Origin of the sequence: Rhizobacter terrae, from assembly GCF_003852895.1 — a bacterium.
GTDB lineage: Bacteria > Pseudomonadota > Gammaproteobacteria > Burkholderiales > Burkholderiaceae_C > Albitalea > Albitalea terrae.
In genome coordinates this window covers 427,393-454,127 of the sequence record NZ_QUSW01000001.1, presented here as the reverse complement: position 1 = coordinate 454,127, position 26,735 = coordinate 427,393, and the positions used below count along the sequence as shown (strand labels likewise).

General features: G+C 67.7%; 24 protein-coding genes. 14 read left to right on the top strand and 10 right to left on the bottom strand.

The window, feature by feature from the left end; all coding sequences use genetic code 11:
- Nucleotides 1-88 precede the first annotated feature (88 nt).
- From DZC73_RS02030 to DZC73_RS02020, 3 genes are all read left to right on the top strand, one after another.
- Complete coding sequence (locus DZC73_RS02030) at nt 89-1,147, top strand: 5'-methylthioadenosine/S-adenosylhomocysteine nucleosidase (protein WP_235834955.1); 1,059 nt, start codon at nt 89-91, stop codon at nt 1,145-1,147.
- Complete coding sequence (locus tag DZC73_RS02025; protein ID WP_124538520.1) at nt 1,144-2,199, top strand: purine-nucleoside phosphorylase; 1,056 nt, start codon at nt 1,144-1,146, stop codon at nt 2,197-2,199. The genes DZC73_RS02030 and DZC73_RS02025 overlap by 4 nt, the downstream gene beginning before the upstream one ends.
- A gap of 92 nt (nt 2,200-2,291) precedes the next feature.
- Nucleotides 2,292-4,547 (top strand): TonB-dependent receptor, encoded by a 2,256-nt coding sequence (locus tag DZC73_RS02020; protein WP_198414760.1) that lies wholly within the window; start codon nt 2,292-2,294, stop codon nt 4,545-4,547.
- On the opposite strand, the gene DZC73_RS02015 is transcribed toward DZC73_RS02020, so the two are convergent.
- Genes DZC73_RS02015 through tsaE form a run of 4 tightly spaced genes read right to left on the bottom strand, consistent with a single transcriptional unit; the run spans nt 4,548 to nt 7,875 of the window.
- Entirely contained in the window at nt 4,548-5,480 is a 933-nt protein-coding gene (locus DZC73_RS02015) for a 2-hydroxyacid dehydrogenase (RefSeq protein WP_124538519.1), read from the bottom strand.
- A complete protein-coding gene (locus DZC73_RS02010) occupies nt 5,480-5,986 on the bottom strand; it encodes a GNAT family N-acetyltransferase (RefSeq protein WP_124538518.1) in 507 nt (168 codons plus the stop codon). Before DZC73_RS02010 ends, DZC73_RS02015 begins: the two co-directional genes overlap by 1 nt.
- Nucleotides 5,987-5,998: 12 nt before the next feature.
- On the bottom strand, nt 5,999-7,399 hold the full coding sequence (locus DZC73_RS02005) for an N-acetylmuramoyl-L-alanine amidase (protein ID WP_407924081.1): 1,401 nt from the start codon (nt 7,397-7,399) through the stop codon (nt 5,999-6,001).
- Nucleotides 7,396-7,875, bottom strand: a complete 480-nt coding sequence (gene tsaE / locus DZC73_RS02000; protein WP_235834954.1) for a tRNA (adenosine(37)-N6)-threonylcarbamoyltransferase complex ATPase subunit type 1 TsaE — start codon at nt 7,873-7,875, stop codon at nt 7,396-7,398. Before tsaE ends, DZC73_RS02005 begins: the two co-directional genes overlap by 4 nt.
- Here tsaE and queG point away from each other — a divergent pair.
- The 7 genes from queG (at nt 7,861) to sixA (ending at nt 15,637) form a co-directional block, all read left to right on the top strand.
- Complete coding sequence (gene queG, locus DZC73_RS01995) at nt 7,861-8,973, top strand: tRNA epoxyqueuosine(34) reductase QueG (protein ID WP_124538517.1); 1,113 nt, start codon at nt 7,861-7,863, stop codon at nt 8,971-8,973. The genes tsaE and queG overlap by 15 nt on opposite strands.
- 106 nt (nt 8,974-9,079) lie before the next feature.
- Nucleotides 9,080-10,054, top strand: coding sequence for a tripartite tricarboxylate transporter substrate binding protein BugE (locus tag DZC73_RS01990; RefSeq protein ID WP_124538516.1), 975 nt, complete (start codon nt 9,080-9,082; stop codon nt 10,052-10,054).
- A gap of 91 nt (nt 10,055-10,145) precedes the next feature.
- Nucleotides 10,146-11,048, top strand: coding sequence for a site-specific tyrosine recombinase XerD (xerD, locus tag DZC73_RS01985; protein WP_124538515.1), 903 nt, complete (start codon nt 10,146-10,148; stop codon nt 11,046-11,048).
- A 72-nt stretch (nt 11,049-11,120) separates the two neighbouring features.
- Nucleotides 11,121-11,984 (top strand): UDP-2,3-diacylglucosamine diphosphatase, encoded by an 864-nt coding sequence (locus tag DZC73_RS01980; RefSeq protein ID WP_124538514.1) that lies wholly within the window; start codon nt 11,121-11,123, stop codon nt 11,982-11,984.
- A gap of 58 nt (nt 11,985-12,042) precedes the next feature.
- On the top strand, nt 12,043-13,098 hold the full coding sequence (locus DZC73_RS01975) for a glycosyltransferase family 4 protein (protein ID WP_124538513.1): 1,056 nt from the start codon (nt 12,043-12,045) through the stop codon (nt 13,096-13,098).
- Nucleotides 13,095-15,176 (top strand): polyphosphate kinase 1, encoded by a 2,082-nt coding sequence (ppk1, locus tag DZC73_RS01970; protein WP_124538512.1) that lies wholly within the window; start codon nt 13,095-13,097, stop codon nt 15,174-15,176. Before DZC73_RS01975 ends, ppk1 begins: the two co-directional genes overlap by 4 nt.
- Complete coding sequence (sixA, locus tag DZC73_RS01965; protein ID WP_124538511.1) at nt 15,176-15,637, top strand: phosphohistidine phosphatase SixA; 462 nt, start codon at nt 15,176-15,178, stop codon at nt 15,635-15,637. The genes ppk1 and sixA overlap by 1 nt, the downstream gene beginning before the upstream one ends.
- Before the next feature lie 21 nt (nt 15,638-15,658).
- Here sixA and DZC73_RS01960 read toward each other — a convergent pair whose 3' ends face one another.
- Together DZC73_RS01960 and ppx are read right to left on the bottom strand one after the other, a co-directional pair.
- Nucleotides 15,659-17,299: a hypothetical protein gene (locus tag DZC73_RS01960; protein ID WP_124538510.1), complete on the bottom strand. Its 1,641-nt coding sequence runs from the start codon at nt 17,297-17,299 to the stop codon at nt 15,659-15,661.
- Nucleotides 17,300-17,448: 149 nt separating this feature from the next.
- The gene (ppx, locus tag DZC73_RS01955) at nt 17,449-18,972 is read right to left on the bottom strand and encodes an exopolyphosphatase (RefSeq protein ID WP_124538509.1); all 1,524 of its coding nucleotides are present in this window, start codon (nt 18,970-18,972) and stop codon (nt 17,449-17,451) included.
- A gap of 116 nt (nt 18,973-19,088) precedes the next feature.
- On the opposite strand from ppx, the gene DZC73_RS01950 reads away from it, so the two are divergent.
- The gene (locus DZC73_RS01950; RefSeq protein ID WP_124538508.1) at nt 19,089-19,862 is read left to right on the top strand and encodes a ZIP family metal transporter; all 774 of its coding nucleotides are present in this window, start codon (nt 19,089-19,091) and stop codon (nt 19,860-19,862) included.
- A gap of 7 nt (nt 19,863-19,869) precedes the next feature.
- Here the strand turns inward: DZC73_RS01950 and DZC73_RS01945 are convergent, their stop codons facing one another.
- From DZC73_RS01945 to DZC73_RS01930, 4 genes are all read right to left on the bottom strand, one after another.
- On the bottom strand, nt 19,870-20,304 hold the full coding sequence (locus tag DZC73_RS01945) for a universal stress protein (protein WP_124538507.1): 435 nt from the start codon (nt 20,302-20,304) through the stop codon (nt 19,870-19,872).
- A 101-nt stretch (nt 20,305-20,405) separates the two neighbouring features.
- On the bottom strand, nt 20,406-21,245 hold the full coding sequence (locus DZC73_RS01940) for a sulfurtransferase (protein WP_124538506.1): 840 nt from the start codon (nt 21,243-21,245) through the stop codon (nt 20,406-20,408).
- On the bottom strand, nt 21,242-22,144 hold the full coding sequence (locus tag DZC73_RS01935; RefSeq protein WP_198414759.1) for a DMT family transporter: 903 nt from the start codon (nt 22,142-22,144) through the stop codon (nt 21,242-21,244). The genes DZC73_RS01940 and DZC73_RS01935 overlap by 4 nt, the downstream gene beginning before the upstream one ends.
- 53 nt (nt 22,145-22,197) lie before the next feature.
- Nucleotides 22,198-23,307 (bottom strand): aromatic ring-hydroxylating oxygenase subunit alpha, encoded by a 1,110-nt coding sequence (locus DZC73_RS01930; RefSeq protein ID WP_124538505.1) that lies wholly within the window; start codon nt 23,305-23,307, stop codon nt 22,198-22,200.
- A gap of 283 nt (nt 23,308-23,590) precedes the next feature.
- Between DZC73_RS01930 and DZC73_RS01925 the strand changes: the two genes are divergently transcribed.
- The 3 genes from DZC73_RS01925 to dxs are packed head-to-tail and all read left to right on the top strand — an operon-like array spanning nt 23,591 to nt 26,654.
- A complete protein-coding gene (locus DZC73_RS01925; protein WP_124538504.1) occupies nt 23,591-23,833 on the top strand; it encodes an exodeoxyribonuclease VII small subunit in 243 nt (80 codons plus the stop codon).
- Nucleotides 23,830-24,720, top strand: coding sequence for a polyprenyl synthetase family protein (locus DZC73_RS01920; protein WP_124538503.1), 891 nt, complete (start codon nt 23,830-23,832; stop codon nt 24,718-24,720). Before DZC73_RS01925 ends, DZC73_RS01920 begins: the two co-directional genes overlap by 4 nt.
- A 14-nt stretch (nt 24,721-24,734) precedes the next feature.
- Complete coding sequence (gene dxs, locus DZC73_RS01915) at nt 24,735-26,654, top strand: 1-deoxy-D-xylulose-5-phosphate synthase (protein ID WP_124538502.1); 1,920 nt, start codon at nt 24,735-24,737, stop codon at nt 26,652-26,654.
- The last annotated feature ends 81 nt before the right edge of the window (nt 26,655-26,735 follow it).

Sequence of the window (26,735 nt, the reverse complement as noted above, 5' to 3'; positions counted from 1 at the left end):
CTTGCCACACAATCCGCCGCTCATTCCGAGCCAGCTTGCGGCATGAAGCTTGCAACCTGCGCCCACGTTCGAACAACAGGGAGGGTTCGTGGCGGAACGCAATGTCTTGTCCGTGCTGCTGGTGGCCGTGACGCTGCTTGCGAGCATGGTGTGCAGCCGTGCCGAAGCAGCGCAAGCCAGGTGCCTCACCGACTGCACGCCGCGCATCGGCATCGTCTCGGCCTTCGGGCAGGAGGCGGACATCCTGGTGGCGCAGACCGCACGCAAGCGCAGCGTGGTCATCAACGGCAACCGTTTCACCACCGGGGTCTTGCGCGGCAATCGCGTGGTCATCGTGCTGAGCGGGGTGAGCATGATCAACTCGACCATGGTGACCCAGCTCATGCTCGACCACTTCCGGGTCGAGCGGTTGATCATGAGCGGCATCGCCGGCGGCGTGAACCCGGCGCACCACGTGGGCGACGTGACGATTCCCGAGCGTTGGTCGATGCCGATGGAGGTCTATTGGAACCATGACGGCAGCCCGCCCGCGCCGTGCGGCTCCGCCGGTGACGTGTCCTGTCTGGGCCTGAAGCTGGCCAGTGTCGATGGCAAACCAGTGCCGTCCTTCAACTTGCCGGAAGCACCCACGGGTCTCTTCATGCGCGAGAACTTCGTGATGACGTCTGCCAATTCGCCCAAGGGGGAGTTCCGGTTCGACTACCCGGTCGATGAGGCCATGATGGGCGTGGCGCGCAGCATCCAACCGGTGCTTCAACGGTGCGGTCCCAAGGCAGTCCAGACGCCAGGCGCCGAGCCGGACCCCAAGCAATGCGTGGCCGCGCAACCCAAGCTGATCGTCGGCGGCCGCGGCGTGTCGGCCACCGTCTTCCTCGCCAACCCGCACTACCGCCGTTACCTGTTCGAGCAACTCCAGGCGCAGACCTTCGAGATGGAGACGGCGGCTTTCGCGCATGTGGCCTATGCCAACCAGGTGCCCTACATCGCCTTCCGCAGCCTGAGCGACCTGGCCGGCGCGGAGGAATTCAATGCCGACGTCGGTGCACTGTTTTCGAGCGGACTGGCCGAAGCCAACGCCTCGGCGGTGACGCTTGCCTTTCTCGATGCGTGGGCCCGGCAGCCCCGCAAGCACGGAGCCCGCCCATGACGCCAAGCCTCATGAAGACCCTGCGCGCCTGCGCCATCCTGGCCGGCCTGGCTGCCTCATGCGTGGGCGCCTGGGCGCAAGGCGCAACGCCCGCACCACGAGCGCTCAAGGTGCTCATCATCACGATGTTCGAGCCCGAGGCCGCGCCGTGGATCGAGCCCTTGCACCTCACTGACAAGGTGCCCGTGCCCGGCCTGCTGCCTGACAGCCCGGCCCTGCGCTGCAACGCCGACGATGTGTGCCTGCTGACCGCCGGCATGGGGCACGCCAATGTGGCCGCGTCCACGCTCGCCGTGACGCTGGACCCGCGCTTCGACCTCACGCACACCTGGTTCCTCATCGCAGGCATCGCGGGCATCGACCCCGCACAAGGCACGATCGGCTCCGCGGCCTGGGCGCGGTACCTGGTGGACTTCGGCATCGCCCACGAGATCGATGCGCGCGAGATGCCCAAGTCGTGGAAGACGGGCTACTTCGGCATCATGACGAAGCAGCCCGGCGAGAAGCCGAAATTCGACTACCACACCGAGGCCTTCCAGCTCGACGAGGCCTTGCTGCAGAAGGCCCTGGCCCTGTCGCGCAACGCCACGCTGGAAGACAACGACAAGGCGCGTGCCTACCGCGCTCGCTACAAGTCGGCGCCGGCCAACCAGCCGCCGGCGGTCATCCAGTGCGACACGCTGGGCGGCGACACCTGGTGGCACGGGCACCGCCTGGGCGCGCACGCCCGCGAGTGGACCCGCCTGCTCACCGACGGCAAGGGCCGCTACTGCACCACGCAGCAGGAAGACAACGCCACCTACAACGCATTGATGCGTGCCGCCGCCGCAGGGCGCGTGGACATCAAGCGCCTGGCCGTGCTGCGCACCGGATCGAACTTCGATCGCCCCGCGCCGGGGCAATCCGCACATGCATCGCTCATCGCGTCGACCACTGGTGCATCGGGCGGGTTCATGCCGGCCACGCACAACCTCTACAAGGTCGGCGGCCCGCTGGTGGAAGACATCGTGCGCCATTGGGACCAGTGGCGCGAGGGCGTGCCGCCGCCCTGACATCCGTCCTGACAAACGTTTGTGCGAACGGCACCGCGCGTGGCATGACGGTTGCGAAAGACGGTGCATTACTTCAACAGAGGGACTGCCTCATGCCTTCACTCGCCATCCGAGCGGGCCGCGCCATCGTGGCCCGCCCAGCGCATTGCCCCGCCTTGCCGAGCCCGCTGCCCGCCATGCTGGCCCTGGCCTTCGCGGGTTCCGGTGTGCTTGCCCAGGACGCCAAGCCCAACGTGCTGGCACCGGTGGTCGTCACTGCCGAGCGGCGCGCCGAGAACATCAAGGACGTGCCAGTCTCGGTCAGTACCATCGGCGGCGAAACGCTGGACGTGCTGAACTCCGGCGGCGAGGACATCCGCTTCCTCTCCGGCCGCGTGCCCAGCCTGAACATCGAGTCGTCCTTCGGACGTGCCTTTCCGCGCTTCTACATCCGCGGCTACGGCAACACCGACTTCCGGCTCAATGCCTCGCAGCCCGTGTCGCTCATCGTGGACGACGTGGTGCAGGAGAACCCCATCCTCAAGGGCTTTCCCATCTTCGACACCGACAAGGTGGAAGTGCTCGCCGGTCCGCAGGGCACGCTGTTCGGACGCAACACGCCGGCCGGCGTGGTGAAGTTCGATTCGGTCGCCCCCAGCCAGAAGGCGGGGGGCTATTTCAACGGCGGCATCGGCAGCTTCAACAGCGTGAACCTCGAAGGGGCCTACACCGTGCCCTTGAATGCGCAGTGGTCCACGCGTGTGTCGGCCCAGGTGCAGCATCGCGGCGACTGGGTGAAGAACACCTTCGCCGCCGGACCCACGCAAGACCTGGAAGGCTATGACGACAGCGCGTTGCGAGGACAACTGCTGTACCAGCCCTCGCGCGACTTCAGCGCGCTGCTCAACCTGCACGCGCGCGACCTGAGCGGCAGCGCGCGGCTCTTCCGCGCGAACATCATCAAGAAGGGCAGCAACGACCTGGTGGATGGCTTCGACCCGAAGCAGATCTCCATCGACGGCAAGAACGAGCAGCGCGTCAACACCAGCGGCACCAGCCTGCGGCTGAAGTGGCAGCTCGATGGACTTGCACTGCATTCCATCACCGGCTATGAGACGGTGCGCAGCTTCAGCCGCGGCGACATCGATGGCGGCTACGGTGCCGCGTTCGCGCCGCCTTCGGGACCGGGCACGATTCCGTTCCCCTCCGAGACGGCCGATGCGATGCGGGGCCACGGCCAGTTCACGCAGGAGTTCCGCGTGGAATCCACCGCGGCCGGCCCCTTGAAGTGGCAAGGCGGCGTCTACCTCTTCCACGAGGACTACCACATCGACAGCAGCAGCTACGACTCGCTGGGTGGCGGTGCGCAAACGGGGCTCACCACCACGCGGCAGAAGAACGACGCGTGGGCGCTGTTCGGCTCGGTCAACTACGAGCTGAGCCCGGTGCTCAAGCTGCGCGGCGGCCTGCGCTACACGCATGACAAGAAGGACCTCGCGACCGATCCGGACCCGTCGCTGGATGCATCCAACGGCTTGTCCACCAACACGAGCGACTCCAAGGTGAGCTGGGACCTGAGCGGCACCTACGCGCTGACGCCTGAGGCCAACGTGTATGCGCGCATCGCCACGGGCTTCCGCGGCTCCAGCATCCAGCCTGCGTCGCCCTTTGGTGCCATGTCGTCGGCCGGGCCGGAGAGCACCACGTCCTACGAAGTCGGCGTGAAGGCCGACGTGTTCGATCGCCGTGCCCGCGTGGCCTTCAGCCTCTTCCACTACGACGTGCGCGACCAGCAGCTCACCGCGGTCGGCGGCACCAGCAACCTCACGCGGCTGCTCAACGCGAAGAAGTCGATGGGGCAGGGCATCGAAGGCACCGTCGAGGCTTACCTCGCGGACAACCTGCTGGTCACGCTCAACGGCAGCTACAACCTCACGAAGATCAAGGACCCGGGGCTGGCGGTGGGCGTGTGCGCCGCCTGCACCGTGCTGGATCCGGTCAACAGCTCAGGCCAGGCCCTGATCGACGGCAACCCGCTGCCCAACGCGCCGCGCTGGATCGGCAACGTCACCGTGCGCTACGGCGTGCCGGCGGCCAACGGCGGCGAGTACTTCGTGTTCACCGACTGGTCGTACCGCAGCAGCGTCAACTTCTTCCTCTACGAGTCAAAGGAATTCACAGGGCGCTCGCTGCTCACCGGCGGACTGCGCGTGGGCTACTCGTGGGCGAACGGCAAGTACGAGGCGGCGCTGTTCGGCCGCAACATCACCAACCAGATCCGCGTGACCGGCGGCATCGACTTCAACAACCTGACGGGCTTCATCAACGAGCCGCGCACCTGGGGGGCGCAGTTCAAGGCGATGTTCTGATCAGATCGGCGTGCGCAGAGGCCGGCCGGCGAAATGCAGGTCAGCGTTCTCCAGGAAGCATTCCAACGAAGCCTGCATCGACTCCGGCGACCAGCCGGCGATGTGGGGCGTGAGCACCACGTTCGCCAGGTCCAGCAGTTCGGCCGGTGGCTTGGGTTCGGTCTCGTAGACGTCCAGGCCGGCGCCACCGAGTTCACCGGCGCGCAGTGCGGCGGCCAGGGCCGAGGTGTCGACGACGCTTCCACGCGCGATGTTGACGAGGAAGCCTTGCGGGCCCAGCGCCTGGAGCACGGACGCGTCGATGAGGTGCTTCGTCGACGCGCCGCCGGGCGTGGCGATGACGAGGACATCGCACCATTCGGCCAGCGCCTGCACGCTGTCGAAGTAGCGGTGGGGCACGTCGTGGCGCGCTGACCGGTTGTGATAGCCAACCGGCATGTCGAAGGCGGCGCCGCGCTGCGCGATCTTCTTGCCGATGGTGCCCAGGCCCAGCACGCCCAGCCGCTTGCGTGCCAGCTGCGGGCGCATCGGCAGGTCATCTCGCCACAGGCCTTGGCGGCAGGCCTTGTCCAGCGCAGGAATGGCGCGCACGGTGGCGAGCATCAGCGCCAGCGCGTGGTCGGCCACGCAGTCGTCGTTGGTGCCGGCACCGTTGGCCAGGGCGATGCCGCGGGCGCGTGCATAGTCCACCGCCAGGTTCTCGTAGCCGGCGCCGAGTGCGCAAGCCAAGGTGAGCTTGGGCATTGCGTCGATCTCGTCAGCGCGCAGGCCAGTGACGCCATTGGTGAGGACGATCTCTACCCGTGTGCCATGTGAAGCCACCGCCGCAGCCCGCTCGGAAGCCGTGGGTGCATGGATCACCTCGAACCGCTCGTGCAGCGTGCTCAGGCTGCGCTCGCCCATGGTGATCAGCAGAAGCAACGTGCGTTTCATCATTCCGTCCCGAACAGCCGAACGTCTTCATCGCTGCCGGCAAGGCGGATCAGCTTCTCGAACTTCAGGCCTACCTTGCCCAGCAGCCGGATGGACTTGTCGTTGTCCACCGAGGTGATGGCCACCACGCGCGGCAGCTTCAGTGTCTGGAGGGCATGCGCCATCACCGCGTTGGCCGCCTCGAACGCATAGCCCTGGCCGCTGTGGCGCTCCAGGAAGGCGAAGCCGATGTCCACGTCGTCCAGCGTGTCGCGCTTGATGAGTCCGCACATGCCCAGCGTCGCGCCGTCGCTCTTGCGCTCCACCGCCCACAGCCCGAAGCCATGCTTGCCGTACATCGCGACCGGCCCTTTCTCGATGTACTCGCGCGCTGCGTCCTCGGTGCGGATGCCGCGGTCGCCGATGAAGCGCAGCCAGCCCGGCTCGTTCAGCAGTTCGAGGGTGAAGGCGGCGTCGCCTTCGTGGAGTTCGCGCAGTCGGGTGCGTTCGGTCTCGAGAATGCTCATGCGTTGGGTGTTCTACAGCGTGCGTTGCCGTGCCAGCGGCGGGTTCTTGGCGAAGTAGCGCTTGATGCCGGTGGTCAGCGCATCCACCAGCTGCGACTGGTACTTTGCGTCGCGCAGCTTGGTCTCTTCCTCGGGGTTGGAGATGAAGGCCGTCTCCACCAGGATGGACGGGATGTCGGGCGCCTTCAGCACCGCGAAGCCGGCCTGCTCCACCGAGCCCTTGTGCAGGCGGCCGACCTTGCCGATCTGCCCCAGCACCTCGTGGCCGATCTTCATGCTGTCCTTGATCTGCGCGGTGGTGCTCATGTCCAGCAGGGTGCGCATCACGCTCGCATCCTTGGCCTTGATGTTCACGCCGCCCACCAAGTCGGCGGCGTTCTCCTTGTCAGCCATCCAGCGCGCGGCGCTGCTGCTGGCGCCGCGCTCGCTCAAGGCAAACACCGACGCGCCGCGCGCCTCGGGCGTGAAGAAGGCATCGGCGTGGATGGAGACGAACAGGTCCGCCTGCACGCGGCGGGCCTTGCGCACGCGCTCGTGCAGCGGCACGAAGAAGTCGGCGTCGCGCGTGAGCATGGCGCGCATGCCGGGCACGGCGTTGATCTCATCGCGCAGTTGCAGGGCCACCTGCAGCACCACGTCCTTCTCGCGCAGGCCGCTGGGGCCGACGGCGCCGGGGTCCTCGCCACCATGGCCTGGGTCGAGTGCGACGACGACGAGGCGGTCGAACCTGGTCTGGTGCTGCTGGGCAGTGACGACGGCATTGGGTGTCGACGCGGCCGTCACCGGAACCGACGCCGGCGGCGCCGTCGCCAGGCCCACGCCCGATGCCGCGCTCATGGGCTTGTCCACCTTGCCGATGAACTCGCCCAGCGCATCGCGCACGGCCTTGGCCGCCTGCTGCTCCGCCGCTTCCTTGTCGCGGATGAGCGCGAGCAGCGGGTCATGCTCCTGCGTCGGGTATAGGTCGAACACCAGCCGGTGCTGGTAGGCCGCCACCGGCGACAGGGTGAACACCTGCGGCGCGGTGGGCTGCTTCAGGTCGATCACCAGGCGGACCACGCGCGGCAGGTTCTGCCCGACGCGCACGCCGGCGATGTAGGGGTCGTCCGAGCGCACCTTGCCCACCAGCTCGCGCAGGCTCGGGCTGAGTTCGAGGCCGTCCACGTCGATCACCAGGCGCGAGGGGTTCTCGGCCATGAAGTGCTTGGCGGACAAGGCGGCATCGGACTCGATGGTCACCCGCGTGTAGTCCTGCGCCGGCCAGACGCGCACGGCCACGATGCTCGCGCCGAAGGCCAGCTCGCGGCTGCCCAGCAGCAGGGCCAGCGTGCCCATGGCGCGCAAGGCGGCGCGGCGCGACATGCGCGGATCGGGCTGCATGGGCACGAGGTCGGGAAGTTCCGCGGCGCTCATTTCAGCAGCTCCTGTCCGAGCGGCGTCAGCGCCGCGAGGCTCACATGGCGCTCGTCATGCTCGCCGATGGCGATCGCCACGCGCAGGTCGGGCACGGGCAGCAACCCATGCGCCTTGTCGGGCCATTCGGTCAACTTGAGGCCTTCGGCAACGAACACGTCGCGAAAGCCGGCGTCTTCCCATTCCTGCGGGTCGTTGAAGCGGTAGAAGTCAAAGTGCCAGGCATTGAATTCCGGCAGCTCGTAGGGCTCCATCACCGCGTAGGTCGGGCTCTTGATGCGGCCTTCGACGCCCAGCGCATGCAGCAGGTGGCGCACGAAGGTCGTCTTGCCGGCACCCAGCGTGCCATGCAGTTCGATGAAGGCGCGCCGGATGGCAGGGTGGGCCGCCAGCCGGGCGGCGGTGGCGGCGCAATCGGCCTCGCCGGACCAGACGAGGCTTGCGGTTTCTAGAATCGGTGGATGACCGGTGCTCAAGACTTGAATGCGGATGCGTTGTTGCCCTTGCTGCGGCAATGGGCCGCGGCACTGGGATTTTCACAGATCGGTGTGGCCGATGTGGACCTGGCCAGCGCCGAGCCGGGGCTCATGCGCTGGCTGGACAACGGCTTTCACGGCTCCATGGACTACATGGCCACGCACGGACTCAAGCGCGCGCGTCCAGCAGAACTCGTGCCCGGCACGGTGCGTGTCATCACCGCGCGCATGGACTATCTTCCCTCGAACACGCCCGAGGGCTGGCAGGCCATCGAATGGCAGCGGCTGGCCGATCCAATGCAGGCCAATGTGTCGATGTACGCACGAGGCCGCGACTATCACAAGGTCTTGCGCTCGCGGCTGCAGAAGCTGGCCGACCAGCTGGCGGAGGAAGTCGGTCCCTTCGGCTTTCGCGTGTTCACCGATTCGGCCCCGGTGCTGGAGGTGGAACTCGCCTCGCGCAGCGGCATCGGCTGGCGCGGCAAGCACACGTTGACGCTGCACCGCGAGGCCGGCTCCATGTTCTTCCTGGGCGAGATCTACGTGGACATGCCGCTGCCGCTGACCGAGCCGGTGCAGGCGCACTGCGGCAGCTGCACCGCCTGCATCGACGTGTGCCCGACCAAGGCCATCATCGCGCCCTACCGGGTGGATGCGCGCCGCTGCATCGCCTACCTCACCATCGAAGACCGCGGCCCCATCCCCGTGGAGATGCGCGCGGCCATCGGCAACCGCATCTACGGCTGCGACGACTGCCAGCTCGTGTGCCCCTGGAACAAGTTCGCCCAACGCGCCACCGTGCCCGACTTCGATGCGCGCGAAGGCCTGTCCGATGCCCAACTGCTGCACCTGTGGGCCTGGAGCGAAGACGACTTCCTGCGCTACACCGAGGGCAGCCCCATCCGCCGCATCGGGCATGAGGCGTGGCTGCGCAACATCGCCGTGGCCCTGGGCAACGCGCTGCGGGCAACCGGCCGTGGGGACATCGCCGACGCGTTACGCTCGCGGCGAGAATCCGCCTGCGCGCTGGTGCGCGAGCACATCGACTGGGCCCTGGCCCAGGCCGGCCTCGGGGAAAACTCGGGGGGTGGATCGTAGTTCCCACAATCGCGCGATCAGCGCGCGGCGTCACCATGCTCGTCAACAAGAAGGCGGCGGGCGAGGGAGTCGCGCGGCGCCGGACGGCATCGCAACAGGAGACTTCATGCAACGCAGAACCGTGGTTCAAGCAGGCCTGGTGGCCGCCTCGCTCATCGCAGCAGGTGGCGCATGGGCAGAGACTTATCCGTCCAAGCCGGTGCGGCTGATCGTGCCGTTCGCACCCGGCGGCACCACCGACATCGTGGCCCGCGTGGTCGCCGAGAAGGCCGGCCCGGCGCTGGGCCAGACCATGCTGGTCGAGAACAAGGCCGGTGGCGGCGGCTCGGTGGGCGCCACCGAAATTGCGCGGTCCACACCCGACGGCTACACGCTGGGCATGGCCACCGTGTCCACCACCGCGGCCAACCCGGCCATCAACCCGAAGATTCCGTACAACCCGCTGACGGACTTCACGCCGATCATCAACGTGGCGGCCACGCCGAATGTGATCGCGGTGCATCCGTCCTTCCCGGCCAAGGACTACAAGAGTTTCCTGGCCCTGGTCAAGGCCAACCCCGGCAAGTTCAGCTACGGCACGTCCGGCACCGGCGGCATCGGCCACCTGCAGATGGAGCTGTTCAAGAGCCTGACGGGCACCTTCGTGACCCACATTCCCTACCGCGGTGCGGGCCCTGCGCTGAATGACACGGTGGCCGGCCAGGTGCCGATGATCTTCGACAACCTGCCGTCGGCGCTGCCCTTCATCAAAGACGGGCGGCTGATCGCCATCGTGGTGTCGGCGCCGACCCGCCTGCCGCAGCTGCCCAACGTGCCCACGTTCAAGGAAGTGGGCCTGGAGCCGGTGAACCGCATGGCCTTCTACGGCATCCACGGTCCGAAGGGCTTGCCCAAGGACGTGGTCGACAAGGTCTACGCGGCGGTGAAGAAGGCGGTGGATGACCCGGGCGTCAAGAAGCGCATCGAGGACACGGGCTCCATCATCATCGCCAACACGCCGGATCAGTTCGCCACGCAGATCAAGGCGGAGTACGACGTGTACAAGAAGGTGGTGGCCGACCAGAAGCTCAAGCTCGACTGAGGCCGGACCTCGTTGTCCATTCCAGGGGCCTGCGGGCCCCTTTCTCTTGGGCGCCTTTCTCTTGGTCGCCTGAAGCACAATCGCGTCACGCATGAGCATTCCCGCCGCCAGCCAGGAGAGCATCGACCGCTTCATCGACGCCCTGTGGGTCGAGGACGGCCTGTCCGCGAACACGCTCGCGGCCTACCGGCGCGACCTCACGCTGTATGCGCAGTGGCTGGGCAAGACGCACGAACGCGACCTCAGCGCCACGCGCGAGACCGACCTGCGCGAGTACAGCGTCGCCCGGCACGCCGGCAGCAAGGCCACCAGCAGCAACCGGCGGTTGACGGTGTTCAAGCGCTATTTCCGCTGGGCCCTGCGCGAGCACCTCGCCACGGCGGATCCGACCCTGCGGCTGCTGGCGGCCAAGCAGCCGATGCGCGTTCCGAAGGTCCTGAGCGAGTCGCAGGTGGAGGCCTTGCTGACCGCACCTGACGTGGACACGCCGCTGGGCCTGCGCGACCGCACGATGCTGGAGCTGATGTACGCCAGCGGCCTGCGGGTGAGCGAGCTGGTCGGGCTGAAGACCGTGCATGTGAGCCTGGCCGAAGGCGCGCTGCGTGCCACCGGCAAGGGGGCCAAGGAGCGGCTCGTGCCCTTCGGCGAGGAGGCGCATTCCTGGATCACGCGCTACCTGGCGGAGGCGCGCAGCGACATCCTGCAGGGCCAGGCCAGCGATGCCCTGTTCGTCACCGCCCGCGGCGGGCCGATGACGCGGCAGATGTTCTGGAAGCTCGTCAAGCAGCATGCGCTGCGCGGCGGCGTGCACGTGCCCTTGTCGCCGCACACGCTGCGCCACGCCTTCGCCACGCACCTGCTCAACCACGGCGCCGACCTGCGCGCGGTGCAGATGCTGCTGGGCCATGCGGACATCTCCACCACCACCATCTACACCCACGTGGCCCGCGAGCGGCTGCGCACCATGCATGCGCAGCACCATCCGCGTGGCTGAGGCCTCCGCCGTCATCGGTCTTTCACAAGCCTGCCATGACCGCGTCACCCGCGTGAGAAACCATGCGGGTCCATGCAACGCGACGCCAACTTCCTGCGCGCATGGAACGATGCCGCGCCCGACGCCCAGCCGGAGCCCGAGCCCCGGCTGAGGTTCCGCAGCGTCTGGATCTCGGACCTGCACCTGGGCACGCCAGGCTGCCAGGCGCATGCGTTGCTCGACTTCCTCAAGCACGTGGAGAGCGAGAACCTCTTCCTCGTGGGCGACATCATCGACGGCTGGCAGCTCAAGCGCAGCTGGTACTGGCCGCAGGCACACAACGACGTCATCCAGAAGCTGCTGCGCAAGGCCCGCAAGGGCACGAAGGTCGTCTTCATCCCCGGCAACCACGACGAGTTCGCGCGCCGCTACGTGGAGCACAACTTCGGCGGCGTGGACGTGGCCGAGGAGTGGGTCCACGAGACGGCTGACGGCCGCAAGCTGTGGATCATCCACGGCGACCTCTTCGATGCTGTCATCCAGTGCGCCAAGTGGCTGGCCTACGTGGGCGACAGCGCCTACGAGTTCACGCTGCGTCTGAACCGCTGGCTCAACTCGCTGCGTGCGCGGCTGGGGCTGCCGTACTGGTCGCTGTCCAAGTACCTCAAGCTCAAGGTCAAGCGGGCGGTGAGCTACGTGGGCGACTTCGAGAACGCCGTGGCGCGCGAGGCCCGCAAGCGCGGCATGCACGGCGTGGTGTGCGGGCACATCCACCATGCGGAGCTGCGCGACATCGACGGCATCCTCTACGCCAACGACGGCGACTGGGTGGAAAGCCTCACGGCGCTGGTCGAGCATGCGGATGGACGGCTGGAGATCATCGATTGGTCCAAGCCGCCACTGCCTGCGGCGCAGCCGGTGCTGGTTCAGGAACAACAACTGCCGGTGGCTGCATGAGCCCCGCCCGGCCGCCCGAAGGGGCTCGCGCCGCAGTGCGCAGCACGGAGGCTCCCAGATGAAGCTTGCACTTGTCACGGATGCCTGGTTGCCGCAGGTCAATGGCGTGGTCACCACCTTGCTGGAACTGCAGGACGGCCTGTGGTCCCGCGGGCACGAGGTGGCGGTCATCGAGCCCTCCGCCTTCCGGCGCTTCGCCTGCCCGGGCTACCGTGAGATCGAGCTGGCCTGGCTGCCCGGTGCCCAGGTCGAGCGCATGCTCGACGAGGCGCAGCCGGATGCGATCCACATCGCCACCGAAGGCCCGCTGGGCAGCGCCGCGCGCCGCTACTGCCTGAAGCGAGGCCTCGCCTTCACCACCGCGTTCCACACGCGCTTCCCCGACATCCTGGCCAAGGCGCTGCACGTCCCGCAAAGCTGGGGCTACGCCTGGTTCCGGCGTTTCCACGCACCGTCGTCGGGCGTGATGGTGCCCACCGAAGGCATGCTGAAGATCCTGCAGGGCTACCGGTTCCAGAACCTGCGCCAGTGGTCGCACGGCGTGGACCTGTCGCTGTTCCAGCCCACGCCGGATGCGGACCTGAAGATGCCGCACCCGGTCTTCCTGTACGTGGGCCGCGTGTCCTACGAGAAGAACCTGGAGGCCTTCCTGACACTGGACCTGCCCGGCACCAAGGTGGTCTACGGCGTCGGGCCGTTGCTGGACTCGCTGCGGGCGAAGTACCCCGAGGTGCAGTGGCGCGGCGTGGTCCCTCGGACCGAGCTGGTGAAGATCTACAGCGCCGCCGACGTCTTCGTCTTCCCAAGCCACAGCGAAACCTTCGGCCTGGTCATGCTGGAAGCCATGGCCTGCGGCCTGCCGGTGGCGGCCTTCCCGGTGCCTGGCCCCCTGGACGTGGTGGGGTCTTCCGACGGCGGCGTGCTGCACGACGACCTGCGCCACGCGGCGCTGGAGGCTTTGAAGATTCCCAGAGACCGGGCCCGCGCCAGGGCTTTGGAGTTCGACTGGAAGCCGGTGTGCGACCAGTTCATCAGCTTCCTGGTGCCCGTGGGCGCTGGCCGGGAGGGGACTGTCACGAAACCGTCGCGAAATGTTCATAAACTGAGTTCATGAGTCCCGACACTGCTGCGGTCAGTGCCTTGCCTGCACTGCTCAGCCGCGAACGCGCCATCCTTGAATTCAATCGCCGCGTCCTGGCCCAGGCCAGGCGGGTGGACGTTCCCTTGCTGGAACGGCTGCGCTACGTCTGCATCGTCTCGTCCAACATGGACGAGTTCTTCGAGGTGCGCTTCGCCGACTACATCGAGGCGGCCCGCCAGCCCGGCGCGGGCGTGTCCAACCGCGACCTCGAATCCGTCGCCGCCGAGGCGCACGCCATCATCGACGAGCAGTACGCCGTCTTCAACGACGAGGTGATGCCGCTGCTGCAGCGCGAAGGCATCGTCATCCTCAACCACTTCGACCGCAATGAGCAGCAGCGCAAGTGGGTGGACGACTTCTTCCAGAAGCAGGTGCGGCCGCTGCTGGTGCCGGTGGGGCTGGACCCCTCGCACCCCTTTCCGCAGGTCGCCAACAAGTCGCTGAACTTCATCGTGCGCCTGAGTGGGCGCGACGCCTTCGGCCGCGAGAACACCATCGCGATCGTGAAGGTGCCGCGGGTGCTGCCACGGGTCATCAAGCTGCCCGATGCGATCGCGCCCAAGGGCAAGCAAGCCTTCGTGCAGCTCACGAGCGTCATCCGCGCGCACCTGGAGGAGCTGTTCCCGGGCCGCGAGGTGGAGGCCTTCTCGCAGTTCCGCGTGACCCGCGATTCCGACCTGGAAGTCGACGAGGACGACGTCATCAACCTTCGCCAGGCGCTGCGCTCGGGCCTGACGACGCGCCACTTCGGCCAGGCCATCCGCCTGGAGGTGGTGAGCACCTGCCCGCCGGAGCTGTTCGAGTTCCTGCTGGAACAGTTCAGCCTGCCGCCGGCCGCGCTGTACAAGGTGAATGGCCCCGTCAACCTGGTGCGCCTGAACCAGCTCATCGACCAGGCCGATGCGCCCGCGCTGCGCTTTCCGGCCTTCGAGGGCGCCTGGCCGCAGGGCCGGCTGCCGCGGCAGGAATCGATCTTCGCCCGGCTGCGCCACAACGACGTGCTGCTGCACCATCCCTTCGAGTCCTTCGAGCCGGTGGTGCAGTTCCTGCGCGAGGCGGTGCACGACCCCGACGTGCTGGCCATCAAGCAGACCATCTACCGCACCGGCAGCGAATCGCCGCTGATGGACCTGCTCATCGAGGCCGCCCGCCGCGGCAAGGAAGTGATGGCGGTGGTGGAGCTCAAGGCCCGCTTCGACGAAGAGGCCAACATCAACTGGGCCGAGCGGCTGGAAGCCGTGGGTGCGCAGGTGGTGTACGGCATCGTCGGCCTGAAGACGCATGCCAAGCTGCTGCTGGTGACGCGCCGCGAAGAAGGGCGCCTGCGCCGCTACGCACACCTGTCCACCGGCAACTACAACCCCAAGACCGCGCGGATGTACACCGACGTGGGCTACCTCACGGCCGACCCCGACCTCACGTCCGATGCGGACGCCGTGTTCCAGCAACTGGCCAGCCTGGGCAAGATGAAGGCGCCCAAGCTGCTGCTGCAGGCGCCGTTCACGCTGCACCGGCGCACCATGCAGTACATCGCCATGGTGGGCGATGCGGCCGCCAAGGGGCAGCCGGCGCGCATCGTCGCGAAGATCAATGCGCTGACGGACGTGCCGCTCATCGAGGCGCTCATCCGCGCTTCGCAGGCCGGCGCGGAAGTCGACCTCATCGTGCGCGGTGCCTGCATGCTGCCGCCAGGGATCGCCGGCGTCACCGACCGCATCCGCGTGCGCTCGGTGGTGGGCCGCTTCCTGGAGCATTCGCGCATCCTGTACTTCCGCTGGGGTCCGAGCGAAGCAGACGAGGCCCTGTTCCTGTCCAGCGCCGACTGGATGAGCCGCAACATGTTCCGCCGCATCGAAGTGGCCTGGCCCATCCGCGATGCGGCGCTGCGCCAGCGCGTGATCGACGAGTGCCTCGTGCCCTACCTGCACGACGGCCGTGATGCCTGGACACTCGCGCCCGACGGCAGCTACGCCAGGGTCGGCACCGATGGCCCGAGCGCACAGCACGCGCTCATGCAGTGGTTCACGCCCCCTGTGGCAGCGGACGCCTGATGGACCTCATCCTCTGGCGCCACGCGGAAGCGCAGGTCGAGCGAGAGGGGCAGGCCGACGTGGACCGCCCGCTCACCTCCAAGGGCGAGCGTCAGGCGCAACGCATGGCCGAGTGGCTCAACCAGCGGCTGGCGCATTCCACGCGCATCCTGGTGAGCCCTGCGCTGCGGGCGCAGCAGACCGCCAAGGCACTGGGCAAGAACTTCAAGACGCTGGATGCGCTCGCACCCGACGCGACCGGCGAGGCCTTGCTGAAGGCCGCCCGGTGGCCGGATGCCGGCGAGCCGGTGCTGGTGGTGGGCCACCAGCCCACGCTGGGCCTGGTGGCGGCCTATCTGCTGTGCGAGCATCCGCAGCCCTGGGTCATCAAGAAGGGCGCGGTGTGGTGGCTCAAGAGCCGTGACAAGGAAGGCCTGTCGCAGGTGGTGCTGCAGGCCGTGCAGGGGCCGGACTACCTCTAGCGTTCGCCGCGCGCGATCGGTTCAGCCAGCGGCCAGCTTGTCCAACATCGCCTGCGGATCGAGCTTGACGGCATCACGCACGAATGGCGCGTAAGCCCGGGCCATGGCCTGCACACCGGCCTGCAGGGCTGCGGGATTTTCCGCTTGCAGCCTTCTTGACTGGGCTTCGAAGTTCTGAAGGGTCTGGCCCTCGATCATCGCGTTCAGGTCGGCATCCGTGGGCTCGGTCCAGTGCAGCGATTCGACCGTGGACTGCGGCCGGCTCAAGGCGTTGTCGGCCGCCGCCTTGCGCATCTTGATGTCGGCCGTCGCCACGCTCGTCAGTTCCCGGGCGACTTCCTGCGGGGTGCCGCGCGTGGCGTGGGCCGCGCCCATCACGCCATGGTCCTTGACCAGCTGTTCGATCATGGCCTGGCGGTCGTCGACGAACGGGGCATAGGCGTCCAGGACGCTCGCGATGACCTGTGGCAGCGCCGCCGGGTTGTTGGCCTTGGCTGCATCGATGAGATAGCCGAAGCTGCGCACGGTTTCCGCGTGGATCGTTTGCGGCGACGCGGCCTTCATCTTCAATCCATCCTCGGCCGCGAACTGATGCATCTTCTCGGCCACCTCGGCAGGCGTGCCATACAACGCGTGCGACAGGTCGGCGCTCTCCTGCAGTCCGTCGAGCAGCTCCTTGAGGGGCGGGTACTTGGCCAGGTCCAGGCCGCGGTCGGCAATGACCTGGTGCACCGCATGAAAGGGTCCGACCTTCGGATCGAGCCGCGGCTGGCAGACGGCCTCCATGCCGATGGGGCCTTTTGCACAGGTGAGGATCTGCAAGAGCATGGCCGCGATCCTGGCCTTGTCCTGGTCGGTCGCCGAGGGCATGTGGCTGGTCAGGCATGGCAGCTTGTTGAGCCCGAATTCTGCAGACACCAGCGTGCCGGTGCCGAACGCGCTCCCGAGCAGCTTCTCGAACCGTGCTGGCGTGCGTCCGGAGTCATTCGCGGCCAGCGCCTGTCCGAGCGCCTCTTGCAACACACGGGCCTGCTTGGCGATGTTGCGGCGGTTGTCGGGGGTGAGGCCCGCCCCGTTCGGGCCATTGGCCTCCTTGATGATGCGCGAGGAAGCCCGCAGCATGGCGTCGGCGAAGTCGGCCACGTTCGCCGCGCTGCCAGGATGCGTCTTCAGCTTGGCCGCCAGTTCGGCCATCGTCTTGAGCGTGTTGAATCCGTCCTGGAAGCCCATGTGCTCGATGTGCTTTGCAAAGCGCTCGCCCAACGCGGCCGCGCCTTGTGTCTGACTGGCCGGCGGCTGGCTGTCCAGCGCGACGCTCAGCGCGCTGAATTTTTCCGGCGTGCTGGCCGTCTCGATCTGGGCCTTCAAGGCGTGGTGCTCTGCCTCCAGGCCCTTGGATGCGGTGGCGATCAGGTCTTCGGCGGAGCGGGACCTGAAGAAGCTGGTCAGCGCCGTCGATCCGACCTGCCTGGCCTGTGACGCTTGCGCGTTGCCGGCAATGCCCGCGCGTGTGGACGGCATCGGGTTGGCATCGCTTCCCAGGCGCGAGGTGGAACTGGAGCGGGCCCGCGTGACAGGAGGCTGGTCGGCCCTCGCCTGGTGATGCAGCGCGGGGTCCGCGGGGATGTGAGAGGAAGAGTCGTTGCTGACGCTCTTTGGCATGACGGTGCCCCTGCGGCGTGGGATTGACCCACTGTACGAAGGCCGCACCATCTGGCGCACTGCCGCAGGCGCAATTCGCGATGGCGTTGCGAAGGCGCGCCTCGAGATCGCGCAGGCGCAGCCTGCGGCGCCACCAGGTGATGCGCGGCTCAGCGTCGGATGTGCAGGGCCAGTGGGCCGCCCTTGTCCCAGGCCGAGGCCTCTTCGGTCAGCAGGTGCAGGGTGCGTGGGTTCGCGGCCATCCAGTCGGCAGGTGCGGAGAGTGTCGCCACGCCACCCGCTGCATTCAGCCTGAGCCCGTCCGCCACCACCTCGCCGCGCGCATGGCAGGCAATGATGGCCAGCCGCAGGCACATCACCTGCCAGACGAAACCGGGCTGCGTCAGCAGGGGCTCGACCTTCTTCAGGCCGCCGCGCTGGGCGAGCACCAAGTCGGCCAGGCGTCGCTGCTGCGACTGCGAGAAGCCGGCGGCATCCACGTGGCCCACGACGTAGGCGCTGTGCCGGTGGTGGTCGTGGTGCGAGATCATCATTCCCGTCTCGTGCAGGGCGCAGGCCCACTGCAGCTCGCGGCGGGCGTCGTGCGTGGCCTTGGGCTGCACGCTCTCGTACATCGCATCTGCCAGCAACTGCACTCGGGCCGCCTGGTGGGTGTCGACCATGAAGCGGCGCTGGAGTTCGCGCACGGACGCATCGCGGATGTCGTGGCCGTCGACTTCCTTCGCCGCGGCCTGCAGGCGTTCGTCGAGGTCGAAGATCACCCCTTGGCGCAAGGCGCCGCGTGCAGGAAAAAGCTCGCCGATGCCGAAGTGGATGGCCAGCGTGTACAGGATGGCCAGCCCGCCGGCAATGACGGCGCGCCGGTCTTCCTTCAGTCCCGGCAGCGCCAGCTTGTCGACGCGGCCGGCCTTCAGGCATTGCTGCATCAGCCAGCGCAGGCCGTCGGGCGTGATGCGGCCGTCCGTGACCTGGCTGGCGGCCAGCAGTTGCGACACCGCGCCCACCGTGCCCGACGAGCCCAGCGCCTCGGTCCAGTGCGACGGGGCAAAGGGCTCCAGCGCTTCTTCCAGCTCGGCGCCCGCAGCAATCTGCGCGGCGCGGAAGGCAGCCTCGGTGAAGCGGCCGTCGCCGAAGTACTTCATCGACAGGCTCACGCTGCCCACCTGGAAGGACTCCGCGCGCAGCGGCTTGCGCCCGCGGCCGATGATCATCTCGGTGGAGCGCCCGCCGATGTCCACCACCAGGCGCGAGTGGTCCGATGGCTGCAGGCGCGCGACACCGGCGTAGATCAGGCGCGCCTCTTCGCGGCCGGAGATCACTTCGATCGGGTAGCCCAGCACCCGTTGTGCCTTGGCCAGGAAGGCGTCGCGGTTGCGCGCCTCGCGCAGGGTCTGCGTGGCCACCGCACGCACCTGCCAGGGCACGAAGCCTTGCAGCCGCTGGGCGAAACGGGCCAGGCAGGCGAGGCCGCGCTCGGTGGCCTCCTCGGTGAGGAAGCCGTTGGCATCCAGCCCTGCGCCCAGGCGAACCGTTTCCTTCAGATAGTCGATGCGGCGGTACTTGCCCTGGTGGGTCTGCGCCACTTCCAGCCGGAAGCTGTTGGAGCCCATGTCGATGGCGGCGAGTTGTCCGGGCCAGCGCACGCTTGCGGCGTCTGAGGGGTGCAAAGTCATGCGCGCGATTGTCTCTCGCAAAGCAGCATGCGCAGATGAATGGCCTGCGCGAAATCCTTGCGCCGCAACGCCCCATGCGCATGCAGCCTAAAATGCCCGGCCTTCGCGGTTCATCCATGACCCTTCTCTACATCGTCCTCGCCACGCTGGCTGGCGGCCTGCTCTCCGTCCTCATCGCCGCCAGCCTCACGCTGAACGTGCTGGCGCGCGTGGTGCGCGACCTGGTCAGCCTGTCGGCCGGCGTGCTGCTGGGCACGGCCTTGCTCAACGTGCTGCCCGAGGCCTTCGAGAGCAAGGCCAGCCCGCAAAGCCTCTTCGCCACGCTGCTGGGCGGGCTGTTGTTCTTTTTCCTGCTGGAGAAGGCCGAGCTGTACCGGCACCAGCACCACCACGAAGGCGACGAGCACCATCATCACCACGGTTTCGACAAGGCGCAGGCCGGGCGCGGCGGCTGGTCGGTGCTGATGGGCGACAGCATCCACAACTTCTGCGACGGCATCATCATCGCCGCCGCCTTCCTCACCGACCTGCGGTTGGGCGTGGTCACCTCGGTGGCGATCATCGCCCACGAGATTCCGCAGGAGGTGGGGGACTACATCGTGCTGCTGAACGCGGGCCTGTCGCGGCGCAAGGCGCTCATCTACAACGCCGCCTCGGGCATGGCGGCGGTGGTGGGCGGCGTCATCGGCTACTTCATCGTGGGGCCGTGGAAGGAACTCTTCCCGTACCTGCTGGTGGTGGCCTCCAGCAGCTTCGTGTACGTGGCCGTGGCCGACCTGATCCCACAGCTTCAGCACCGCCTGTCATGGCGCGATACCGCGGCCCAGCTCGCCTGGCTGGGCGGCGGGTTGGTGATCGTGGTGCTGGCGACGAGCTCGCTGCACCACTGAAGCCTCGCTACCTGACCACCAGCACCGGCAGCGTGCAGTGGGTCAGCACCTTCTGCGTCTCGCTGCCCAGCAGCAGCGCGCTCACGCCGCGCCGCCCGTGCGAGGCCATCACCAGCAGGTCACAGCCTTCGCGCTGCGCGTGCTCGATGATCGCTTCCCAGGGGTGAAGTGCCTCCACGGTGTGCGCCTCGCAGGGGACGCCGGCCGCTTCGCAGGTGCGGCGCACGTCACCGATGCGCTGCAAGGCGATGCGCTCCTGCGCATCGAAGAACTCCTGCGGCGGCGTGGGCTGCATCTCGGAGATGGCACTGTAGGGGAAGGGCTCCTTCACGCTGATGGTGAGGATGGTGGCCTTCACCGACTGGGCCAGCCGGATGGCGGTGTCGACGGCCTTCCTGGTGATGTCCGACCCGTCGGTGGGAACCAGAATGCGTTGGAACATGATCACCTCCTTGCGGTGTGGTGCCTGGAACCTCGGCACCGCAAGGATGTGCGCAGCTTCCGTGTCCGTCAAGCCCGCGGAGCAAAGGGCTTTGCGCTGGATCAGCCCTTGGCGATCGGACGCGCCGGATTGGCCGACCACTCGCTCCATGAACCGGGGTAGAGCGTGGAGGTTCCCAGCCCGGCCAGTTGCATCGCGAAAATGTTGTGACATGCCGTGGCGCCCGACCCGCACTGCTGCACCACCGGCAGGTCACCGGCCAGGAACGGCGACCATTCGGCACGCAACTGCTCGGCCGGCTTGAAGCGGCCTTCGGCATCGAGGTTGTCCTTGAAGAAGCGGTTCAAGGCGCCTGGGATGTGGCCGGCCTGCTTGTCGATGGGCTCCACCTCGCCGCGAAAGCGCTCGGCGGCACGGGCGTCGATGAGCCGGACCTTGCCGAGCTGGCTGGCGAGCGTGTCGCCGTCCATGCTGGGCACGAGGGAGGGCTTGAGCGGATAGGGCGGCAGTGCCTTCACCTCGGGGATGCTCGTCTGCACCTCGCCGCCGGCCTTCTGCCAGGCCTGGAACCCGCCGTCGAGCAAGGCCACCGCGGTGTGCCCCAGCCAGCGCAGCATCCACCACACGCGGGCCGCATACATCGCGCCCTGGCGGTCGTACGCGACGACCTGCGTGTGTTCGTCGATGCCCCAGGTGCCCACCGTCTTCGCGAAGGCCTCGCGCGTGGGCATGGGGTGGCGGCCGTTGAGTCCGGTCTTCTCGGCACTCAGGTCGCGGTCCAGGTGCGCGTGGCGGGCGTCCGGCAGATGCGCCCCGCCGTAGGCCCTCTCGCCGGCCGAGGGGTCCATGAGGTCGAAGCTGGCGTCCAGCAGCACGAGCTTCTTGCCCGCCTGGAGGAGTTCACGAAGCTGCGGGACGCTGATGAGGGTGTCGTAGGTCATGTGGAGAGGCTGTCGGGATTGGGGAGCGTGGAGTCGGCCGTGGCCCGCGGCTGCGAGCGCATGCGCGTGGCGAGCAATCCTGCCACCACGATGAGCAGCATGCCGCCGATGGCCAGCCCGGTGATGCGGTCATCGAAGAGCAACACGCCCCAGCCATACGAGAAGGCGATGCCCAGGTATTGCAGGCTGGCGTTCACCAGCGGGCGGCCGACGGTGTAGGCGCGTGTCATCAGCAATTGCGCCGCGGTGGCCAGCACGCCCACGGCCACCAGCAGCGCGATGCCATGCCAGGTGTGCGCATGCCAGCCGAGCGTGGAGGTGCTGAGCGCCCCGGCCACGACGCTGCCCAACGAGAAGTAGAAGACCACCCGGTGACCGGGTTCGCCCGCGCGGCCGAGGCCGCTGACCTGCAGGTAGGCCGTGGCCGAGAGCATGCCCGACAGCAGGCCGATGAGGGCGGGCCGGAACTGGTCCGCGTCGACGGTGGGGCGAAGGATCAGCGCCACGCCCACGAAGCCGATGAGCACGGTGGCGATCAGCCGCATCGGCACCCGTTGCGTGCCGATGACCAGCGAGCTGCCGATGAGGAACAGCGCCATCCACAGCGAGGAGGTGTAGTTCAGCGTGACCGCGGTGGCGATGGGCAGCTGGCCGATCGAATAGAACCACAGGCACAGCGCGGAGACGCCGGTGACGCTGCGCGTGAGGTGCATCAGCGGCACGCGCGTCTTCAGCGTGCCGCCCAGCTGCCAGGTGTGCACGGCCATCACCAGGGCGCCGATGGTGCCGCGGTAGAAGACGATCTCGCCGGTGCTGTAGGAGGCGGATGCGAGCTTCACGCACACGCCCATCAGCGAGAACAGCAGCGAGGAACCGACCATCAGCCAGGCAGCGGACATCGCGGCATTCTGCCGCGCGGGCCCGGCTTGTGCCGATGGCGGGACTTGCGCGATCAACGCCGCTTCATCACCTTGCGATACCACTCATGGAACTGCTGCATGCCGTCTTCCATGGGGCTCTGGTAGGGGCCGACCTCGTCGTCGCCGCGTTCCATCAGCGCCTTGCGGCCGGCGTCCATGCGCAGCGCGATCTCGTCGTCTTCCTCGCAGGTTTCCCAGTAGGCGGCCTGCTGGGCCCGCATGAACTCTGGCTCGAAGGCGGCGATTTCCTCGGGGTAGTAGAACTCGACCACGTTGACGGTCTTCTGCGGGCCCTTGGGATAGAGCGTGGAGATGACCAGCACGTGCGGATACCACTCGACCATGATGTTCGGGTAGTAGGTGAGCCAGATGGCACCTTGCTTGGGCGGCTCGCCGTCGCGGAAAGCCAGCACCGCGTCGTGCCACTTGCGGTAGATGTCGGAACCGGCCTTCGCGAGTGCGTTGTTCGCCCCGACGGTCTGCACCGAGTAGTGCGGCGCGAACTGCCACTCCAGGTCGTCGCAGGTCACGAACTGCCCGAGGCCCGGGTGGAAGGGGCCGACGTGGTAATCCTCGAGGTAGACCTCGATGAAGGTCTTCCAGTTGTAGTCGCACTCGTGAACCTGCACCTTGTCGAGCACGTAGCCTTCGAAGTCCAGGTCGGCACGCACGCCCAGGGTGGCCAGGTCGGCGGCGATGTCGCGGCCGTTGTCCTCGAAGACCATGCCGTTCCAGGTCCGTGTCTTGTAGCGGTTCAGGTTCAGGCAGGGGTCGTCGGCGAAATGCGGCGCGCCGATGAGTTCGCCCTTCAGGTCGTAGGTCCAGCGGTGCAGCGGGCACACGATGTTGCTGCGGGTGTTGCCGCGGCCACGCAGCATCACCGCCTGGCGATGGCGGCAGACGTTGGAGATGAGCTCGATGCCCGCGGGCGTGCGCACCAGTGCGCGGCCCTCGCCCTCGTGCTGCAGCGCGTGGTAGTCACCCACCTCCGGCACCGACAGCTCGTGCCCGAGGTAGCGCGGGCCGTGCTGGTAGATGAGCTCCATCTCCCTGCGGAAGATGTCCTCGTCGAAATAGGTGCTGACGGAAAGTTGTGAGCGGCTTCGCTCGAGAGCTTCAAGGGTGATGCTCAGGTCGGACATGATCCCCAGGATCTCCAAAAACCAATGTCGGCCCGCCCCAGGACCACGAAGGGCCCCTGCGTGTTTCCTGGGGAAGAAGAAAGGTGGAAGTGAAAAACCCGCCTCGAAGGGTCCTCGCTGGCGGGGACGCGGATTGTACCCGGAGGGGGCGGCTGCGGCATGTCAACGCCCCTCACGGCGCCTACCACGGCTTTCGGCGTGGAGGCGTCCCTCCAAAGGTGGTGACCGTCCAGGGGATTTACAAGGTCAGCGCTGACTACAATCGGGGTTTCACCTCGCAAAGATGGCAAGAGCAACCCCGTCTCCCGAAGAGGCAGCCGTTCCGCCCACCTACGAAGACGCCCTGGCCGAACTGGAGCGCCTGGTCGCCGCCATGGAAGGTGGTCAGCTGCCGCTGGACAAGCTGCTGGACAGCTACAAGCGCGGCGCGCAGTTGCTGAGCTTCTGCCGCGCCCGGCTCGAAGCCGTGGAGCAGCAGGTCAAGGTCCTGGAGGACGGCGAACTCAAGCCGTGGACAAGTGCATGAAGCGAGCAGACTTCGAACATTGGGTACGCAGTGAACTCGACGCGGTCGAATCCGCGCTCGAATCCTGGGTGCCGGCGGACAGCCCGGCAGGCCTGGGCGTGGCCATGCGCTACGGCGTGCTCGACGGCGGCAAGCGGGTGCGCCCCCTGCTGGTACTGGCGGCCTGCGAGGCCGTCAACGGCAACCGCGAAGCCGCCATGCGCGCGGCCTGCGCGGTGGAGTTGATCCACGCCTACTCCCTCATCCACGACGACATGCCCTGCATGGACAACGACGTCCTGCGCCGGGGCAAGCCCACCGTTCACGTGCAGTTCGGCGAAGCCCAGGCCATGCTGGCCGGCGACGCCATGCAGGCACTGGCCTTCGAGGTGCTGACGCCCGATGGCGACGCCGTGCCCGCCGCCCTGCAGGCCCGGCTGTGCAGCCTGCTGGCCCGATCCGCCGGCCACGCCGGCATGGCCGGCGGCCAGGCCATCGACCTCGCCAGCATCGGCAAGCCGCTGGACGAGCACACCCTGCGCGACATGCACCACCGGAAGACCGGCGCCCTGCTGCAGGCCAGCGTGCTGATGGGCGCGGCCACGGGCATCCCCACGGCCGGCCAGTGGGATGCCCTCTCGGCCTACGGCGACGCCCTGGGCCTGGCCTTCCAGGTGGTGGACGACATCCTTGATGTGACCCAGGCCTCGGAGACGCTGGGCAAGACCGCCGGCAAAGACCAGGACAACAACAAGCCGACCTACGTGACCGTGCTGGGGCTCGGAGCCGCCCGCCGCCATGCGGCCGAACTGCGCGACAAGGCGCAGGCGGCCCTGGCGCGCAGCGGCCTGGCCAATGCAGCATGGCTCAGCCTGCTGGCCGACAAGGTCGTCGACCGCGACAACTGACTCACGCTCTCCCCATGAACCACTCCCTGCTGCAATCCATCAACAGCCCGGCGGACACCCGCCGGCTGTCGCGCAGCGAGCTCAAGCAGCTTGCCATCGAGCTGCGCGACTACGTGCTGCAAAGCGTCTCCCAGACCGGCGGCCACCTGTCGTCGAACCTGGGCACGGTGGAGCTCACGGTTGCCCTGCACCACGTCTTCAACACGCCCTACGACCGGCTGGTGTGGGACGTGGGCCACCAGACCTACCCGCACAAGATCCTCACCGGCCGGCGCGACCGCATGGCCTCGCTGCGGCAGATCGGCGGCATCAGCGGCTTCCCGCGCCGCGACGAGAGCGAGTACGACACCTTCGGCACCGCGCATTCGTCCACCTCCATCTCGGCGGCGCTGGGCATGGCCGTGGCGGCCAAGATGAAGGGCGAGGCCCGCAAGTCGGTGGCCATCATCGGCGACGGCGCCATGACGGCCGGCATGGCCTTCGAGGCGCTGAACAACGCCGGCATGCCGCACGCCTGCGGCCTGGTCGACATGCTCGTGATCCTCAACGACAACGACATGTCCATCTCGCCGCCGGTGGGCGCGCTCAACCGCTACCTCGCCCGGCTGATGAGCGGCAAGTTCTACGCCGCCGCCCGTGAAGGCGCCAAGAGCGTGCTCAAGAATGCGCCGCCGCTGTTCGAGCTGGCCCGCCGCTTCGAGGAACACGCCAAGGGCATGGTCGTGCCCGGCACCATCTTCGAGGAGTTCGGCTTCAACTACGTCGGCCCCATCGACGGCCACGACCTCGATTCGCTCATCCCCACGCTGGAGAACCTGCGCGACAAGTCCGGCCCGCAGTTCCTGCACGTGGTGACCAAGAAGGGCTACGGCTACAAGCTGGCCGAGGCCGATCCGGTCAACTACCACGGCCCGGGCAAGTTCGATCCGGCGGTGGGCCTGCAGAAGCCCGCCGTCGCGCCCAAGACCACCTTCACCCAGGTCTTCGGCCAGTGGCTGTGCGACATGGCCGACAAGGACAAGCGCCTGGTGGGCATCACCCCGGCCATGCGCGAAGGTTCGGGCATGGTGGAGTTCGAGAAGCGCTTCCCGCAGCGCTACCACGACGTGGGCATCGCCGAGCAGCACGCGGTCACGTTCGCCGCGGGCCTGGCCTGCGAGGGCCTGAAGCCGGTGGTGGCGATCTACTCCACCTTCCTGCAGCGCGCCTACGACCAGCTCATCCACGACGTGGCCATCCAGAACCTGCCGGTGGTATTCGCGCTGGACCGTGCGGGGCTGGTGGGCGCTGATGGCGCGACCCACGCCGGGGCCTACGACATCGCCTACCTGCGCTGCATCCCGAACATGAGCGTGCTGACGCCCTCGGACGAGAACGAGTGCCGCCAGCTGCTGTACACCGCCTTCCTGCAAGACCACCCGGTGGCGGTGCGCTACCCGCGGGGCGCAGGCATCGGGGCCGAGATCAAGGCCGAGATGACCGAGGTTCCCTTCGGCAAGGGCGAGATTCGCCGCGAGGCCTCGCGCAACAGCGGGCAGGGCGGCAAGCGCGTGGCCATCCTGGCCTTCGGCACGCTGCTGCATCCCGCGCTGCAGGCTGCGCAGCGGCTGGACGCCACGGTGGCCAACATGCGCTTCGTCAAGCCGCTGGATGTCGCCCTGGTGACTGAACTGGCGCGCAGCCATGATGCAATCGTGACGGTGGAAGAAGGCTGCGCCATGGGCGGCGCCGGCAGCGCCGTGATGGAAGCGCTGAACGAAGCCGGCATCGAGGTGCCCGTGCTGACGCTGGGCCTGCCCGACGAGTTCGTCGAGCATGGCGACCCGGCCAAGCTGATGGCCCAGTGCGGGCTGGACGCCGCCGGGATCGAGCAATCGGTGCTCAAGCGTTTCGGGGCGCGTCCTGCCCTGGTGAGGCCGGCGGTCAACCACTAGGTTCGGCATTTTTCAACGCCGTGTTCATGCCCTTGCGGGGGCAAGGTTGGTCGAATGATGAGAAGCTTTCGACCATCCGAC